General features: G+C 39.3%; 13 protein-coding genes. 5 read left to right on the top strand and 8 right to left on the bottom strand.

Translation table 11 applies throughout. From position 1 onward, the window contains the following. Positions 1-11: 11 nt before the first annotated feature. The 8 genes from rsmG to rpmH all read right to left on the bottom strand — a co-directional run bounded on the left by rsmG (position 12) and on the right by rpmH (position 8,466). Positions 12-632, bottom strand: a complete 621-nt coding sequence (gene rsmG, locus CWB76_RS15835) for a 16S rRNA (guanine(527)-N(7))-methyltransferase RsmG (RefSeq protein WP_109875829.1) — start codon at positions 630-632, stop codon at positions 12-14. 15 nt (positions 633-647) lie between these two features. Then, positions 648-2,537 carry a tRNA uridine-5-carboxymethylaminomethyl(34) synthesis enzyme MnmG gene (gene mnmG, locus CWB76_RS15830; protein WP_008112111.1) on the bottom strand — a complete coding sequence of 630 codons (1,890 nt, stop codon included), beginning with the start codon at positions 2,535-2,537 and terminating at the stop codon, positions 648-650. A gap of 428 nt (positions 2,538-2,965) precedes the next feature. Further along, the gene (gene mioC, locus CWB76_RS15825; RefSeq protein WP_008112109.1) at positions 2,966-3,415 is read right to left on the bottom strand and encodes an FMN-binding protein MioC; all 450 of its coding nucleotides are present in this window, start codon (positions 3,413-3,415) and stop codon (positions 2,966-2,968) included. Between the two features lie 940 nt (positions 3,416-4,355). Beyond that, positions 4,356-5,720, bottom strand: coding sequence for a tRNA uridine-5-carboxymethylaminomethyl(34) synthesis GTPase MnmE (gene mnmE / locus CWB76_RS15820; RefSeq protein WP_138608898.1), 1,365 nt, complete (start codon positions 5,718-5,720; stop codon positions 4,356-4,358). Between the two features lie 130 nt (positions 5,721-5,850). Beyond that, positions 5,851-7,488: a membrane protein insertase YidC gene (gene yidC, locus CWB76_RS15815; RefSeq protein WP_138608896.1), complete on the bottom strand. Its 1,638-nt coding sequence runs from the start codon at positions 7,486-7,488 to the stop codon at positions 5,851-5,853. A gap of 8 nt (positions 7,489-7,496) precedes the next feature. Then, positions 7,497-7,772 (bottom strand): membrane protein insertion efficiency factor YidD, encoded by a 276-nt coding sequence (gene yidD / locus CWB76_RS15810; protein WP_024601490.1) that lies wholly within the window; start codon positions 7,770-7,772, stop codon positions 7,497-7,499. 126 nt (positions 7,773-7,898) lie between these two features. Further along, entirely contained in the window at positions 7,899-8,324 is a 426-nt protein-coding gene (gene rnpA / locus CWB76_RS15805; protein ID WP_008467046.1) for a ribonuclease P protein component, read from the bottom strand. A gap of 7 nt (positions 8,325-8,331) precedes the next feature. Beyond that, the gene (gene rpmH, locus CWB76_RS15800; RefSeq protein WP_008112968.1) at positions 8,332-8,466 is read right to left on the bottom strand and encodes a 50S ribosomal protein L34; all 135 of its coding nucleotides are present in this window, start codon (positions 8,464-8,466) and stop codon (positions 8,332-8,334) included. Between the two features lie 506 nt (positions 8,467-8,972). On the opposite strand from rpmH, the gene dnaA reads away from it, so the two are divergent. The 5 genes from dnaA to glyQ all read left to right on the top strand — a co-directional run bounded on the left by dnaA (position 8,973) and on the right by glyQ (position 16,071). Then, complete coding sequence (gene dnaA, locus CWB76_RS15795) at positions 8,973-10,361, top strand: chromosomal replication initiator protein DnaA (protein ID WP_138608894.1); 1,389 nt, start codon at positions 8,973-8,975, stop codon at positions 10,359-10,361. Between the two features lie 13 nt (positions 10,362-10,374). Beyond that, positions 10,375-11,478 (top strand): DNA polymerase III subunit beta, encoded by a 1,104-nt coding sequence (gene dnaN, locus CWB76_RS15790; protein ID WP_008112965.1) that lies wholly within the window; start codon positions 10,375-10,377, stop codon positions 11,476-11,478. A 15-nt stretch (positions 11,479-11,493) separates the two neighbouring features. Continuing rightward, on the top strand, positions 11,494-12,588 hold the full coding sequence (gene recF, locus CWB76_RS15785; protein ID WP_055013149.1) for a DNA replication/repair protein RecF: 1,095 nt from the start codon (positions 11,494-11,496) through the stop codon (positions 12,586-12,588). Positions 12,589-12,600: 12 nt separating this feature from the next. Continuing rightward, positions 12,601-15,027 (top strand): DNA topoisomerase (ATP-hydrolyzing) subunit B, encoded by a 2,427-nt coding sequence (gene gyrB, locus CWB76_RS15780; RefSeq protein WP_138608892.1) that lies wholly within the window; start codon positions 12,601-12,603, stop codon positions 15,025-15,027. Positions 15,028-15,168: 141 nt separating this feature from the next. Beyond that, positions 15,169-16,071, top strand: coding sequence for a glycine--tRNA ligase subunit alpha (gene glyQ / locus CWB76_RS15775; RefSeq protein ID WP_010392717.1), 903 nt, complete (start codon positions 15,169-15,171; stop codon positions 16,069-16,071). The last annotated feature ends 2 nt before the right edge of the window (positions 16,072-16,073 follow it).

The following is a 16,073-nucleotide window of genomic DNA, read 5'->3' as shown; positions in this document are numbered from 1 at the left end:
GTCTCTGATCCCTAGTCTTTAGAAAGAATTATTAAATGTCGTTGTGCATCTAAATCCGGTACTTCTAATGCAATTTTTTGCTCAAACTTAACACCTGTAGGGAGTGAGTCTAATTCCTCACTTGGAAATACCCCTTTAAGTGCAATGAACTTACCTGAATGATCAATTAAGTGCGAGCACCAGTCAATCATATCTTGTAACGATGCAAATGCACGACTTAGTACGCCATCTAATTTAACACTTGGTTGATATTCTTCAACTCTTGACTGCACCGGGGTGACATTATCAAGACCAAGCTCATGTTTAACATGCATTAAAAATCGCACACGTTTACCTAAACTATCTAATAATACAAATTGCGTATCAGGTAAAGCAATGGCTAACACTATGCCAGGTAAACCAGGACCTGTGCCAACATCAATATAATGATGACCGGTCAAGTGAGGAGCAACAACTAAGCTATCCATTATATGTTTAACCATCATTTCTTGAGGCAAACGTACCGAGGTTAAGTTATAGGCTTTATTCCACTTATCGAGTAATTCAACATAGCGGACAAGTTGTTGCTGTTGTTTTTGTGTTAGCGCAATATCAGTTTGCGCTAACAAAGTTGTTAATTGTTGCTGTAACACAATGTACCTTTACCGTTACGCAGTTTTGCGTAACAAGCCTTGCTTCTTCAGATACACTAATAATAGCGAAATCGCCGCTGGGGTGATACCAGAAATACGCGAAGCTTGGCCGATAGTGTCTGGACGAGCATCAATTAGCTTAGCAACTACTTCGTTTGATAAACCAGAGACGGTTTTATAATCAAACTCTTTTGGTAAAATTGTTTCTTCATGACGAAGCTGCTTATTGATCTCATCTTGTTGACGCGCGATATAACCTGCGTACTTCGTATGAATTTCAACCTGTTCTAGGGCGGCCTGATTAGTGAACTCAGATCCGAGTCCTTCGATCGCCATCAAGTCGTTATAACGCACTTCTGGACGACGCAGTAATTCTTCTAAGCTGGCTTCACGCACAAGTGGTGTTTTTAGTAATTCGTTTACTTTATTAACCATGGCATGATCTTTATGGATCCAGGTATCTTTAATACGCTGTTTCTCTTTAGCGATCACTTCCATTTTTTCGTTGAATGCTTGCCAACGTTCATCGTTAACTAAACCTAATTCACGACCTTTTTCAGTTAAACGAATATCAGCGTTGTCTTCACGAAGTAGCAAACGGTATTCAGCGCGGCTAGTAAACATACGGTACGGTTCTTTTGTACCCAGTGTTGCTAAGTCGTCAATCAGTACGCCAACATAGGCTTCATCACGACGTGGTGTCCACGACTCTTTACCTTGTACTTGTAATGCTGCATTCATACCTGCGATCAGACCTTGCGCACCCGCTTCTTCGTAACCGGTAGTACCATTAATTTGACCAGCAAAAAATAAGCCATCAATAAACTTTGTTTCTAATGATTGTTTTAAATCGCGTGGATCAAAAAAGTCATATTCAATAGCGTAGCCAGGACGACAAATATGTGCGTTCTCAAAGCCGGTGATCGATTGCACAATTTCTAACTGTACATCGAACGGTAAGCTAGTTGAAATACCGTTAGGGTATAACTCGTATGACGTTAAACCTTCTGGTTCTACAAATATCTGGTGTTTATCTTTATCAGCAAAACGTACAATTTTATCTTCAATAGACGGACAGTAACGTGGGCCTATTCCTTCGATAACACCTGAGTACATAGGTGAGCGATGTAGGTTTTTGCGAATAACATCATGTGTTTTTTCATTGGTGTAAGTGATGTAACACGGAATTTGTTGTGGGTGGTCGCTTTGTTTACCCATAAATGAGAATACCGGTGTTGGTGCATCACCTGGTTGTTCTTGCATTTTACTAAAATCAACAGTCCGGGCATCAATACGCGGTGGCGTGCCGGTTTTTAAGCGATCTACTCTAAATGGTAATTCACGTAAGCGATCAGCTAAGGCAATTGAAGGCGGATCGCCAGCTCTGCCACCTTTGAAATTTTCAAGGCCGATATGAATTTGACCGCCTAAGAATGTACCCACGGTTAGTACCACACTAGGTGCACTAAAACGTAAACCCATTTGTGTCACCACACCGGTTACACGATCATTTTCAACGATTAGATCATCACATGATTGCTGAAAAATCTTTAAGTTTTCTTGGTTTTGAAGTGTGTTTTGAATAGCCGCTTTGTACAAGGCACGATCCGCTTGTGCACGCGTTGCTCGTACAGCAGGGCCTTTAGAAGAATTCAGCGTGCGGAATTGGATCCCGCCTTTGTCAATAGCTTGCGCCATTGCGCCACCTAGGGCATCAATTTCTTTAACCAGATGGCCTTTGCCAATGCCACCAATTGCTGGGTTACAAGACATTTGACCAAGGGTATCCATATTGTGAGTCAGCAGCAGGGTATTCATCCCCATACGGGCAGCTGCCAATGCGGCTTCAGTGCCTGCATGTCCACCACCTACTACGATAACGTCAAAATTTTCGTGAAAAATCATTAATGGGATCCTACTTAAATCAAACCAGTAAACTTCAAAAGGGAGCGTATTCTACCTAGAAATTAGCAGAAGATAAATGATTAAACAGTGCTCAAGATCTAAGTAAGTGATCTCTAATAATATAAAGGATCTTTTAAAGAGATCTTTTAATACTATTACTACTACTGATCGGGTTTTCTGTTGATAAGCTTTAGATCATGATTAAAAACATATAATTAGATCGGATCTAAAGGTGTTAGTATGATCGGATCTTCAGGCAAATAAGCTCTGATCAAAACAGGCTGTTATACACAGGCCGATCAAGTCTCGATCTTATCCCATGGATAAGCATGGCTAAAAAAGCAGTTTAATCAGTGTTTATCCACAAAACTTATTAAATTATTAGCAAATTGTGGGTAACTTTATTTATAACTTTTCGCTTGATCTTTCTATTTTAAACCTGTCTGTGCTATCCATGAGTCTAACCAAGCTAAGGCCGTATCTTCGGGCAGTGCTTCATCAAGAATATTAAGCTCTAAACGTTGTGCTACTTTTACAGCGCCTTTTTGGCTTAAAAGAGTATCTACATTACGCCCTGCAAGGTTATAAGTGTCGTAACTAGTATCGCCAAGTGCAATAACCGAATACTTTAAATGCGAAAGATCATCCACTTGCGATACTTGTTCGATAAAACCAATCAGGTTGTCAGGGTAATCACCCGCACCGTAGGTCGATGTACAAACTAACCAAATAGTATTTTGTTGATCTATTTCATTAAATTCAGGTTGATCATGTAGTTGGCTATTAATCCCTTGGTTGTTAAGTGCATCATTTAACTGCTCTGCAACGTACTCGGCGGATCCCATTTGACTACCAACGATAATATTTACTGAACTCATGAATATGGCTGATCACTATTAGTTTTAATTGCTGCCTATGATAGCTCAGTGAGTATAACAGTAAAGTTAAGAGTGTTATTTTGTATAACTATTTTTGTGGTAATTTAAGCCTTGGTATTAATTGCTTGCTTAACTTATTGATTATTAACGATTTAACAAAATATCTTTAAATGTAATCTTCTGATCAAGTTGTTGATAAGGTTGGGGAAAGCTCTGCTTAACTAAAAACCAATATTATTAATAATTTGCTAAGTTATTGATTTTATATTGAGTGTTAACCACCAGCTAGTACAAATTTATAGATAAAGGCGTGTTGATCTTAGTGTGGATACAAAGCATGTTGATAACTTAAAGTTGGGATCGAAAATAATTTTAAAAAATGATCTATTTATGCAGATCAGACTAAAAATCCATTTTTATTTTCTAAAAATCGCTATTTAACTGATTTAAACACAGCATATTTTTACTTTTTATCGCTTTTAACTCATTTTCAAGGCAATAAAATCCCAATTGTGGATAACTGATCTGCAAAAAATAATTTTCATCAATATAAACTAAGAAATTAACTATATTTTGCTGGTGGAGTGGGCGATCAAACTTACTTTTTAGGTACGTTTTATTTTTATGGTTTAATAATTACCTATGGCCAAGCTTGAAAAGCTAATGTAATAGGTTCTCTTTTAGGGGGAGATAAGCTTAATTTTTTACTATGAATGTAGGTAGTTTATCTGCTGTTTGGTGTGATTATAGGTTTAGCTCATCTGCCTTAAACACATTTTAAACATAAATGGAGGCTAATATTGGTGCAACTTAGCTGTATTTTTAGTCTGTTTAGTTTTTAAAGTGAGTTATTGAAATGCATTTTGGTGGGTCTATATTAAAGATATTAGGCAGTAAAAAGGGCACCTAAGTGCCCTTAATGATCAAATTAATAGTTCGACTATTTACCGATACAGAACGAGCTGAAAATTTTGCCAAGCAAATCATCAGAAGTAAATTCACCAGTTATTTCGTTAAGATACTGCTGTGTTAAACGCAGTTCTTCCGCGAGGATTTCACCGGCCACATGCATCTCTAATTGTGTTTTACCTGTATCTAAATGATACGCAGCATGTTCTAGTGCATCTAAGTGACGACGGCGTGCCATAAAACCACCTTCTGTAGCACCATCAAAACCAATGCAAGCTTTTAAGTGAGTACGAACTAACTCTATACCATCAGCATTTTTAGCGCTTAAACTGATGACCGGATATTGTTGTTTTTGATCTATGCCGACTACATCACCTGATAAATCGGCTTTATTTCTGATCACAGTCACGCCCATACCTTGGGGTAACTTAGCCATAAATTCAGGCCAAATAGCATGTGGATCGGTATCAGTGGTGTCGGTGCCATCAAGCATAAATAGCACCCGATCGGCTTGGTTTATTTCATCCCAGGCACGTTCAATGCCTATTTGCTCTACCTTATCTGGGCTTTCTCGTAGGCCTGCGGTATCTATTATATGTAGTGGCATACCATCTATATGTATATGCTCACGTAATACGTCACGTGTGGTGCCGGCTATTTCAGTTACGATAGCCGCTTCTCGCCCTGCTAATGCATTAAGTAAGCTTGATTTACCTGCATTAGGGCGACCAGCAATAACGACGCGCATACCTTCGCGCATTATGCTGCCTTGTTTGGCTTGATTGGTTACGGCATTAAGCTGCTCGATGATGGCATTTAAATCACCACCCACTTTTCCGTCTGATAAAAAATCGATTTCTTCGTCAGGGAAATCAATAGCTGCTTCCACATACATACGTAAGTGAATGACTTTTTCAACTAAGGTTTCTATGTGCTTAGAGAATTGCCCTTGAAGTGATTGTAGAGCACTTTTAGCGGCTTGCTCGCTAGTTGCATTAATTAAGTCGGCGATTGCTTCTGCTTGAGTTAAATCAAGCTTGTCGTTCATAAACGCACGCTCAGAGAATTCACCTGGTTTAGCTAAACGCACACCGTCTATTTTACTTATTTCTTTGAGTAGCATATCAAGAACAACAGGGCCACCATGGCCTTGGAGTTCGAGTACGTCTTCACCGGTAAATGAGTGTGGGCCAGCAAAGTAAATCGCAATACCTTGGTCAAGTTGCTGACCTGCAAGGGTGTTAAATGGCACATAGTCGGCATAACGAACTTTAGGGACTTTGCCTATTATTTTTTCAGCAACCTGTTTGGCTAGGTTTCCTGAAACGCGAATAATACCAACACCGCCTCGGCCTGGGGCAGTGGCTTGTGCTGCAATTGTATCGTGATTGATCATGCGGTTTATTTGCCAACTTAAATAACGTAATGGCGGTATTGTAACCTATCAAATAGGCACTCGCGAATGCTGTTATAAAAAATAGGCAATAAAAAAGGCGACCTAAGTCGCCTTTATATAAGTAGGGAGTTTAATCGCCCCTTACTTTAATTCCTTTCTTTTCCATGCCACGGTAGATGATTAACATCTGGACAATAGAAATAAGGTTAGACACTAACCAGTAAAGTACTAAACCAGATGGGAACCATAAGAAGAATACAGAGAAGATAACCGGCATAAAGGTCATCATTTTTTGCTGCATTGGATCGGTAACCGTCATAGGTTGTAGTTTTTGCGTTATGAACATACTCGCACCAAATAAAATTGGTAATACGTAGTATGGGTCTTTCGCAGAAAGGTCAGTTAACCAAAGTACAAATTCAGCGTGACGAAGTTCTGTAGACTCTAAGAATACATAGAACAAGGCTAAGAAGATTGGCATTTGCAGTAAAATAGGGAAACAGCCACCCATAGGGTTCACTTTTTCTTTACGGTACATTTCCATAGTCGCTTGGCCGAATTTTTGACGATCATCGCCATACTTTTCTTTTAGCGCTTTCATCTTAGGCTGTAATGCACGCATTTTAGCCATTGAGGTGTACTGTGCTTTAGTCAGTGGGTACATTAATGTTTTAACGATAATAGTGATGGCAATAATTGCTACACCCCAGTTACCTAAAATACTGTGTAACCATTTTAATAGCACAAATAACGGCTGCGAAATGAAAAACAACCAACCATAATCAACTGTTAAGTCTAGGTCTGGATGAATGGCTTCAAGTTTATCTGACTCTTTAGGGCCCATGTAATAAGTTGCAGTAAGTACTTGCTCACTACCAGCTTGAACATTTACCGCTTCGTCTTTAACACCAATAATAGCCGCATTACTTTTAGTAATTAAACTATAAAGAGTATTAGTTTGATCTTGCATTGGTACCCAAGCACTTACAAAGTAATGCTGAATAAAGGCAACATAACCACCTTGAGTATTAATACTGAGGTTTTTATCAGCCATGTCTGAAAAACTGTACTTTTCATATTTCTCTTCGCTAGAGCCATAAGCAGCACCAAGATAGTTCTGGTCAACTAAGCTACCTTTTTCTTGCACAGTACGTTTAATTTGCGTGTAAAGCTGTACTTGAATTGGCTCAGCAGTGGTGTTGTTTACAGTGTACTCAAGAGCAACGTCGTATTGGCCTTTTTTGAATACATAGGTTTTAGTAAAGGTAACACCTTTGCTATCAGTAAACGTTAAAGGAACACGCAGTTCATCACCATTCATTGTATAGCTTTTTTGCTGTGTACTATAAACAGGGCGGCCATTTGCAGATGCATCTGGGCCATTTAAACCAATTAAACCACTTTGAGAGAAGTATTGATTGCCATCAAACTCACCCAAAAGCATAAAGGGTGTTTCTTCACCTTTTACTTCTTCGTATTGCAGTAGGTCTGATTCAACAATATCACCACCGCGGGTATCTATTTTTACAGTGAATACGTCAGTTGTGATATCGATTACTGAACGTTTTGCACTGATTGCTGCAGTTGGTAAATCACCGTCTGTTGACGAAGGTACATAATCATCAGAATCAGGTGAGTTAGATTGTAGTGTTTGTGTGTTGGCACTAGGATCGGCTTTTGGTGTGTTGTAGTCATTATTCCACTCTTGAAATAATAAAAACGACACTAGCATTAGGCCGATGAATAAAAACGTGCGTTGCGATTCCATAACAGCTCTTATTTCTCGTGTTGGTGGTTAATACGGGTTAATTTTTCAGGTACGGGGTCGTCTCCGCCTGAATGTAAAGGATGGCATTTTAATATGCGTTTAACTGCTAACCAACTCCCTTTTACCGATCCATGCAAATTAATTGCTTGAATAGCGTAACTAGAGCATGTTGGATTAAAACGACAATGCGGACCTAATAGCGGGCTAATCCACTTTTGATAACCGCGGATAAATAAAACTAAACAACGTGTTGGTAAAGCAGCAAGTGGTTTAAGTAACCTCATGTTGTACATGCCCCTACGTTATGTTTAGTGAATAGATACCATGTATTTAAAGACTCACTATGAGATTTTAAACGCATGATTAAAAGGTGAGCTAAAGATACCTTAATTAACCCTGTAATTCTATTGCTATTGGGTTTGTTTAGTCGATTTAGCTGATTTGTTTGGGCGTTTTTTAAATGGTGGCGGTTTAGGGGCACCAGGTTTGCAGCGTTCATTAATCTTACGCCACAGCTTTGTAAGTTGTTTGGTTAATTCTTCATTAGACTGTTCATCAATGCCACTTTTAACCATCAACACAATATCAATATTATCGAGCGTGTGTTGATTTAAACGAAAACTTTCGCGAGCAAGACGTTTAATACGGTTTCGTTGACATGCCTTTTTTACACGTTTTTTAGCAACAGTAAGGCCTAACCTAGGTTTTGACTGGTCACTTGGTTTTGCTAATAAGGTAAAGAAAGGAGTTGCAGCCCGAGCGGGTTCGTTAAATATGCGAGAGTAATGCGAGGGAGTTAACAGACGTAACTCCCTGCCAAAGCTAAAGTCTTCCACTTATAAATTAAGCAGAAAGAACTTTGCGGCCTTTAGCACGGCGACGAGCTAATACTTTACGGCCATTTACAGTTGCCATACGAGCACGGAAACCGTGTGTACGTTTGCGTTTTAAAACGCTAGGTTGAAAAGTTCTTTTCATAACAATCTCATCCGATCGGTTAAAGTTAAAACATCCTATGCAGGTCGCGATCCTGGCACAGGTGCCATTGCGAGCGCGAGATATTATAGATGAAGTGACGAAAAGTCAATCATAATAGATTGCGTAAAGCATGTTTATTTATGATCAATTTTCATGATCCGATAGGATCATCATAAATAAGAAGTTTTCCACAGCCCCTGTATAAAAAGTGAATAAAAGCATGGGAAAAGTAAATTAGATCGTAAATTGTGGTCGCGATCTGTTGCCAGTTTTGTTATGATCTCTAATCAAGCTTTAAAATAAAAAGCTATTTAAATCAGTCTGTTATTATATTTATACATCGATATCAACAATTTTACAAAAATCAATCTTTTACTTGTGGATAAAGTGCATTCATAATAGTCGGTCTTGGGCTGCTTATTGAGCCATTTAAACGCAATACAGGTGTGATTTTTGAATCATTATTGATGTGCGGGAATAAAAATTATATCTCTGGGAGTTTTACTGTGTATCTGTCGGTTTGGCAAAGTTGTTTATATGTATTGCAAGATGAATTGCCTTCGCAGCAATTCAGTATGTGGGTCAGACCACTTCAAGCAGAAAGTACCGAAGATACCTTGACGATTTATGCGCCTAATCGTTTCGTACTTGATTGGGTGAGAGAGAAGTACTTAAATAGAATAAATGAATTATTGGTAGAAATTTGTGGTGTAGAAGCCCCCGAGTTACGTTTTGATGTAGGTAGTAAGCCGCTATTAAATACACAAGCTGCACCGGTGGTTGAAACACAATCAGCCCCAAGCACGCAATCAACGGCAAAACAACAACCTCGAGAACAAAAACCGGTTGTAGAACCAGCTCCTAAATCTGGTTATAAATCAAACATTAAAGAAAACTATACCTTTGATAGCTTTGTTGAGGGTAAATCTAACCAATTAGCAAAAGCGGCTGCCACTCAGGTAGCAGACAACCCTGGCTCTGCATTTAACCCTGTATTTATTTACGGTGGTACAGGCTTAGGTAAGACGCATTTATTACATGCGGTAGGCAACGGTATTATGGCCAATAAGCCCGATGCTAAAATTGTTTACATGCATTCAGAACGTTTCGTTCAAGACATGGTTAAAGCACTGCAAAATAATGCGATTGAAGAGTTTAAGCGTTATTACCGTAGTGTTGATGCATTAATGATTGATGACATTCAATTTTTTGCTAATAAAGAACGTTCTCAAGAAGAATTCTTTCATACCTTTAATGCATTATTAGAAGGTAACCAACAAATTATTTTAACCTCTGACCGTTACCCTAAAGAGATTGAAGGGGTTGAAGATCGTCTTAAATCTCGTTTTGGTTGGGGGTTAACCATCGCGATTGAGCCGCCAGAGCTTGAAACACGCGTTGCTATTTTGATGAAAAAAGCCCAGCAAAGTAAAATTAACTTACCGCATGAAGTGGCATTTTTTATTGCGAAAAAATTACGCTCAAACGTACGTGAGCTTGAAGGTGCATTAAACCGTGTAATTGCTAACGCAAACTTTACCGGCCGCCCAATTTCTATCGACTTTGTAAAAGAAGCACTGCGTGATTTATTAGCACTGCAAGACAAACTAGTCACCATAGACAACATTCAACGTACGGTTGCAGAATACTATAGAATACGTGTATCTGATTTACTGTCTAAGCGCCGTAGCCGCTCTATAGCAAGGCCTCGCCAAGTTGCTATGGCATTATCTAAAGAACTCACTAATCACAGCTTACCTGAGATTGGGGATGCTTTTGGTGGGCGTGACCATACAACAGTACTGCACGCGTGTCGCAAAGTTAAATCATTACGTGACGAAAGCCACGAGATTAAAGAAGATTACCAAAACTTAATAAGAACATTGTCATCTTAGGGCTGACTTTATTATGCAAATAACAATATCAAGAGAACAGTTTTTAAAACCATTGGTACAAGTATCGGGTGCCATTGAGCGTAAGCATACGTTACCTATTTTATCTAACGTATTGCTCGTGGTAGAAAATGGCCAGCTTTCAATGACAGGGACCGACCTTGAAATTGAATTAGTGGCGAGTGTGTTTGTAGGTGACGACGTTGCCGATACTAAACTCACATTGCCGGCTAAAAAATTACTCGATATTTGTAAAAGTTTACCGGATGGCTCTGATCTTACTTTAAGCTTGCAAGACCATCAGTTACTTTTAACCAGTGGGAAAAGTCGTTTTTCATTGACCACTTTAGCTGCTGAAGATTTTCCTAATTTAGAGCAGTGGGATGGTGAGGTTGAGTTTCAACTAACGCGTTTAGAGTTGCGTAAATTACTTGAAAGCACACACTTTTCAATGGCAAACCAAGATGTGCGTTATTACTTAAACGGCATGTCGTTTGAAGTTGATAATAGCGATATAAAAACAGTTGCCACTGATGGGCACCGTTTAGCTATTGCACAAAAACAACTAGGTCAGTCGTTAAATACACAGCGCCAATTAATTATACCGCGCAAAGGCGTGCAAGAAATTATGCGTCTAATGGTTGCTGATCAAGAGCTGGTAACTATTCAGTTTGGTGCCAACCACATTCGTATTATTGATATTGAATTTACCTTTACGAGTAAATTAGTTGATGGTCGATTCCCTGATTACCGTCGTGTTTTGCCGCGCGGTGGCGATAAGGTAATTACCGCGAATCGTGAATGGCTTCGTAATGCTTTTCAGCGTGTGTCGATTTTATCGAACGAAAAGTTTCGTGGTGTACGCTTAAATTTATCAAACGGTTTATTAAAAATTACAGCCAACAACCCAGAGCAAGAGCAAGCTGAAGAAGTGGTTGAAGTAATGTACGAGGGTGATGACCTAGAAATAGGCTTTAATGTCTCTTATGTATTAGATGTATTAAATACATTAAAAACCGAAGATGTATTATTTACCCTTGCCGATTCAAACAGTAGTGCACTTATAGAAGGTGCTGGCGATGAAGAAGCTATGTACGTTGTTATGCCAATGCGTTTATAAGATCATATATACATAATGAGCTTAAGTCATTTGAGCCTCAAATATTTTCGTAATATTGAGGCACTGACGCTAGAACCAGTTAACGGCGTTAATATAATTTATGGTGAAAACGGCAGCGGAAAAACCAGCCTTTTAGAGGCTATTTATTACCTTTCTCACGGCAAATCTTTCCGAACCTCTAAACATAAAAGCATCATCGCTCATCAACAAGATCAGTTTGTTATTCATGGCCGAAAAGCGTTACACGATTTATCTATTCCAATAGGGATAAGTAAAACCCAAACGGGTGAAACCAATTTAAAAATACAGGGTAAGGCGAGTCGAAAAGTATCTGAACTTGCTCAACTTATGCCAGTGCAAGTTATTACACCAGAAAGCTATTCATTATTTTTTGGTGGCCCTAAAGAGCGCAGAAAATTTTTAGACTTAGGTTTGTTCCACGTGGAACATGAGTTTTTTTTCTTATGGCAATCGTTTAATAAAGTGCTAAAACAGCGCAATGCATTGTTGAAATCTAAGCCTAAGAATTATTTTGACCAAATCAAGTTTTGGGACAAAGAATTTGTTAGACTGGCTGAACAAATAAATAAATTAAGAATCGCGTATATAACTAGGTTTAAGCAGCAGTTTTTTGATAAAATGTGTGCAGAATTAACGCTAATACGCGATCTAGAAATTAGCTTTAATGCAGGCTGGAAAGAGGCCGAATCTCTTTCTGATGCGTTAGAGCAAAGCTTTGAGCGAGATGCTCGTCAAGGCTTTACTAGTAAAGGCCCTCATAAGGCTGATTTTAGTTTTAGTGTCGCTGGCAGCAGCGTTGAGAATGTATTCTCACGCGGGCAATTAAAGCTATTGTTGTATGCGTTAAAAGTAACGCAAAATAGTTTGATTGAGTCAGAGACAGATAAGCAATCTATATTGCTAATAGATGATTTACCTTCAGAGCTAAGCGAAGATACAAAAGAGAAAGTGGGTCAGTTATTGACACATTGCAGTTCTCAAATATTTATTTCTTCAATTTTATCTGAAAGTATTTCTGCTGTGGTGGAACCCATGAAACGAGAACTAAAAATGTTCCACGTGAAACATGGCAACCTAATAACAAGATAAGTGGGATTAACCATGTCTGAGAATTATGATTCGTCGAGTATTAAAGTACTTAAAGGATTAGATGCAGTAAGAAAGCGTCCTGGTATGTATATAGGGGACACCGATGATGGTACGGGCTTACACCACATGGTGTTTGAGGTCGTTGATAACTCTATCGATGAGGCCTTAGCCGGTCACTGTGATGATATATTTGTCACAATTCACTTAGACGGTTCGGTATCTGTAAGAGATAACGGCCGTGGTATTCCTACTTCTATACATGAAGAAGAAGGTGTATCTGCAGCTGAAGTTATTATGACGGTATTACACGCTGGTGGTAAGTTTGATGATAACTCTTATAAAGTATCAGGTGGCTTACACGGTGTTGGTGTATCGGTAGTAAATGCATTATCAGAAAAGTTAAAACTAACTATTCGTCGTGAAGGTAAACTTTACGAGCAGTTTTACACTATGGGTGTTCCAGATGCACCACTTGCAGCTATTGGTGATTCTGAAACAACCGGTACTGAGTTACGTTTTTGGCCAAGTGCAGAAACGTTTACTAACCTAGATTTCCATTACGATATTTTAGCTAAGCGTTTACGCGAGTTATCGTTTTTGAACTCAGGTGTGAGCATCATTTTAAATGATGAGCGCGAAGAAAATAAAAGTGACCATTTTAAATACGAAGGTGGTATTAGAGCGTTCGTTGAATACTTAAACCGTAATAAAACACCTGTGCATAAAGGGGTGTTCCATTTTACTCACGAACGTGAAGAAGATGGTATTAGTGTAGAAGTATCAATGCAATGGAATGATGCATTCCAAGAAAACATTTACTGTTTTACTAATAACATTCCACAACGTGATGGTGGTACTCACTTAGCTGGTTTTAGATCTGCGCTAACACGTACGCTGAATAACTACATGGAAAAAGAAGGCTTTAACAAAAAAGCTAAAACAACCAGTAACGCAACGGGCGATGATGCTCGTGAAGGATTAACGGCTGTTGTTAGTGTTAAAGTACCTGATCCTAAATTCTCATCACAGACAAAAGACAAGCTAGTATCTAGTGAAGTTAAGTCTGCGGTTGAGCAAGCAATGGCTGAAAAATTCACTGAGTTTTTATTAGAAAACCCAATGGATGCAAAAATTGTTGTTGGCAAAATTATTGATGCAGCACGCGCGCGTGAAGCAGCCCGTAAAGCACGTGAAATGACCCGCCGTAAAGGTGCTATGGATTTAGCTGGTTTACCGGGTAAACTAGCGGATTGCCAAGAAAAAGATCCAGCCCAATCTGAACTATACATAGTGGAGGGTGACTCAGCTGGCGGTTCAGCCAAGCAGGGTCGTAACCGTAAGAATCAAGCGATTCTTCCGCTTAAAGGTAAAATCTTAAACGTAGAAAAAGCACGTTTTGATAAAATGTTATCTTCGCAAGAAGTGGCAACGCTAATTACTGCATTAGGTTGTGGTATTGGCCGTGACGAATATAACCCTGAAAAATTACGTTATCATCGCATCATTATCATGACCGATGCCGACGTAGATGGTTCTCACATTCGTACTTTGCTACTAACATTTTTCTACCGTCAAATGCCGGAAATTGTTGAACGTGGTTACATTTATATTGCTCAGCCTCCACTTTATAAAGTGAAAAAAGGTAAGCAAGAGCGTTATATTAAAGATGATCCAGCATTAGTTGATTACCTTACATCTTTAGCGCTAAGCAATGCAGCACTGTACACTAGTGATAGTGCTGAAGCAGTTGATGGTGAAGCATTAGAGTCAATTGTTCACGATTATCAAAACACGGTTAAAGTTATCGAGCGCTTAAAGCGTAAGTATCCGAACACAGTTATGAACCGTTTGATTTACCAAAGTGAGCTGAAAAAAGAACACCTTTCAGACGAAGCTAAGGTAATTGCTTGGACTAAAGAGTTGGTTGATGACTTAATTGAACGTGATGAAGATGCAACTATTTTCCATGCGGGAACTGAGCACGATATAGAGCGCAACTTGTACTATCCAGTTGTGAATATTCGTCAGCATGGTGTGGATAAAGCGCACGTACTACATTATGACTTTATTACATCAAGAGACTACCAACGTATTGCTGTAACTGGTAAAAACATTGCTAATATCATCACAGAGGGTGCATATATCCAACGTGGTGAGAAAACAAAACCTGTTGATAACTTTGTGGATGCATTGGAATGGTTGATCGCAGAGTCTAAGCGCGGGATCTACATTCAACGCTACAAAGGACTAGGTGAAATGAACCCAAGTCAGCTTTGGGAAACCACCATGGATCCTAGCGCACGCCGTATGTTGCAAGTAACAATTGAAGATGCTGTTGCAGCGGATCAATTATTTGCCACATTAATGGGCGATCAAGTTGAGCCGCGTCGTGAGTTTATTGAAACGAACGCACTGCGTGTGGTTAACTTAGACGTATAAAACATTATCGTAATCACAAAAAAGGAGCCTTAGGCTCCTTTTTTATTTTTTCAAACGCACAAACTGCTTAAAACCTGAGTGTGCACAAGGTATACTGAGGGTAATTTTCACGCTACTTCTCAGATAGTAAAAAGCCAAAATATGCAAAAATATGACGTTAAAACCTTTCAAGGTTTGATCCTGGCTTTACAGGATTATTGGGCACAGCAAGGCTGTGTCATTATTCAACCACTTGACATGGAAGTGGGCGCAGGGACATTTCACCCGCAAACATTTTTAAAATCAATTGGCCCAGAGCCAATGTCGAGCGCATACGTTCAACCGTGTCGTCGTCCTACCGATGGTCGTTACGGTGAAAACCCAAACCGCTTACAACATTACTACCAATTCCAAGTTGTGTTAAAACCATCACCAGACAATATTCAAGAGCTTTACTTAGGTTCTTTAGCTGCTGTAGGTATTGATACCCTAACTGACGAAGTTCGCTTTGTAGAAGACAACTGGGAATCACCTACATTAGGTGCGTGGGGACTAGGTTGGGAAATTTGGTTAAATGGTATGGAGGTAACACAGTTTACTTACTTCCAGCAGGTGGGCGGTTTAGAATGCTCACCGGTAACGGGTGAGATTACTTACGGCCTAGAGCGTTTAGCAATGTACATTCAAGGCGTAGATAGCATTTACGACCTTGTATGGGCAGACGGTCCATTTGGGCGCGTAACTTACGGTGATGTGTTCCATCAAAATGAAGTTGAGCAATCAACCTATAACTTTGAACATGCAAACGTAGCCGACTTATTTGAACAGTTTGATAAATGTGAAGCTGAGAGCCAAAAGCTAATTGAAGCAAGCCTACCATTACCAGCCTACGAGCAAGTAATGAAAGCATCGCACGCATTTAACTTATTAGACGCACGCCATGCTATTTCAGTAACCGAGCGTCAACGTTATATTTTACGCGTTCGTGCGTTATCAAAAGCGTGTGCACAAAGTTATTACGATGCACGTGAAGCACTTGGTTTCCCGCTGTGTAAGGATAAGTAAGC

Origin of the sequence: Pseudoalteromonas sp. S1609 (assembly GCF_005887255.1) — a bacterium.
GTDB lineage: Bacteria > Pseudomonadota > Gammaproteobacteria > Enterobacterales > Alteromonadaceae > Pseudoalteromonas.
Note: the sequence above shows the minus strand (reverse complement) of the source record. Positions and strands in the feature narration are given on the sequence as shown.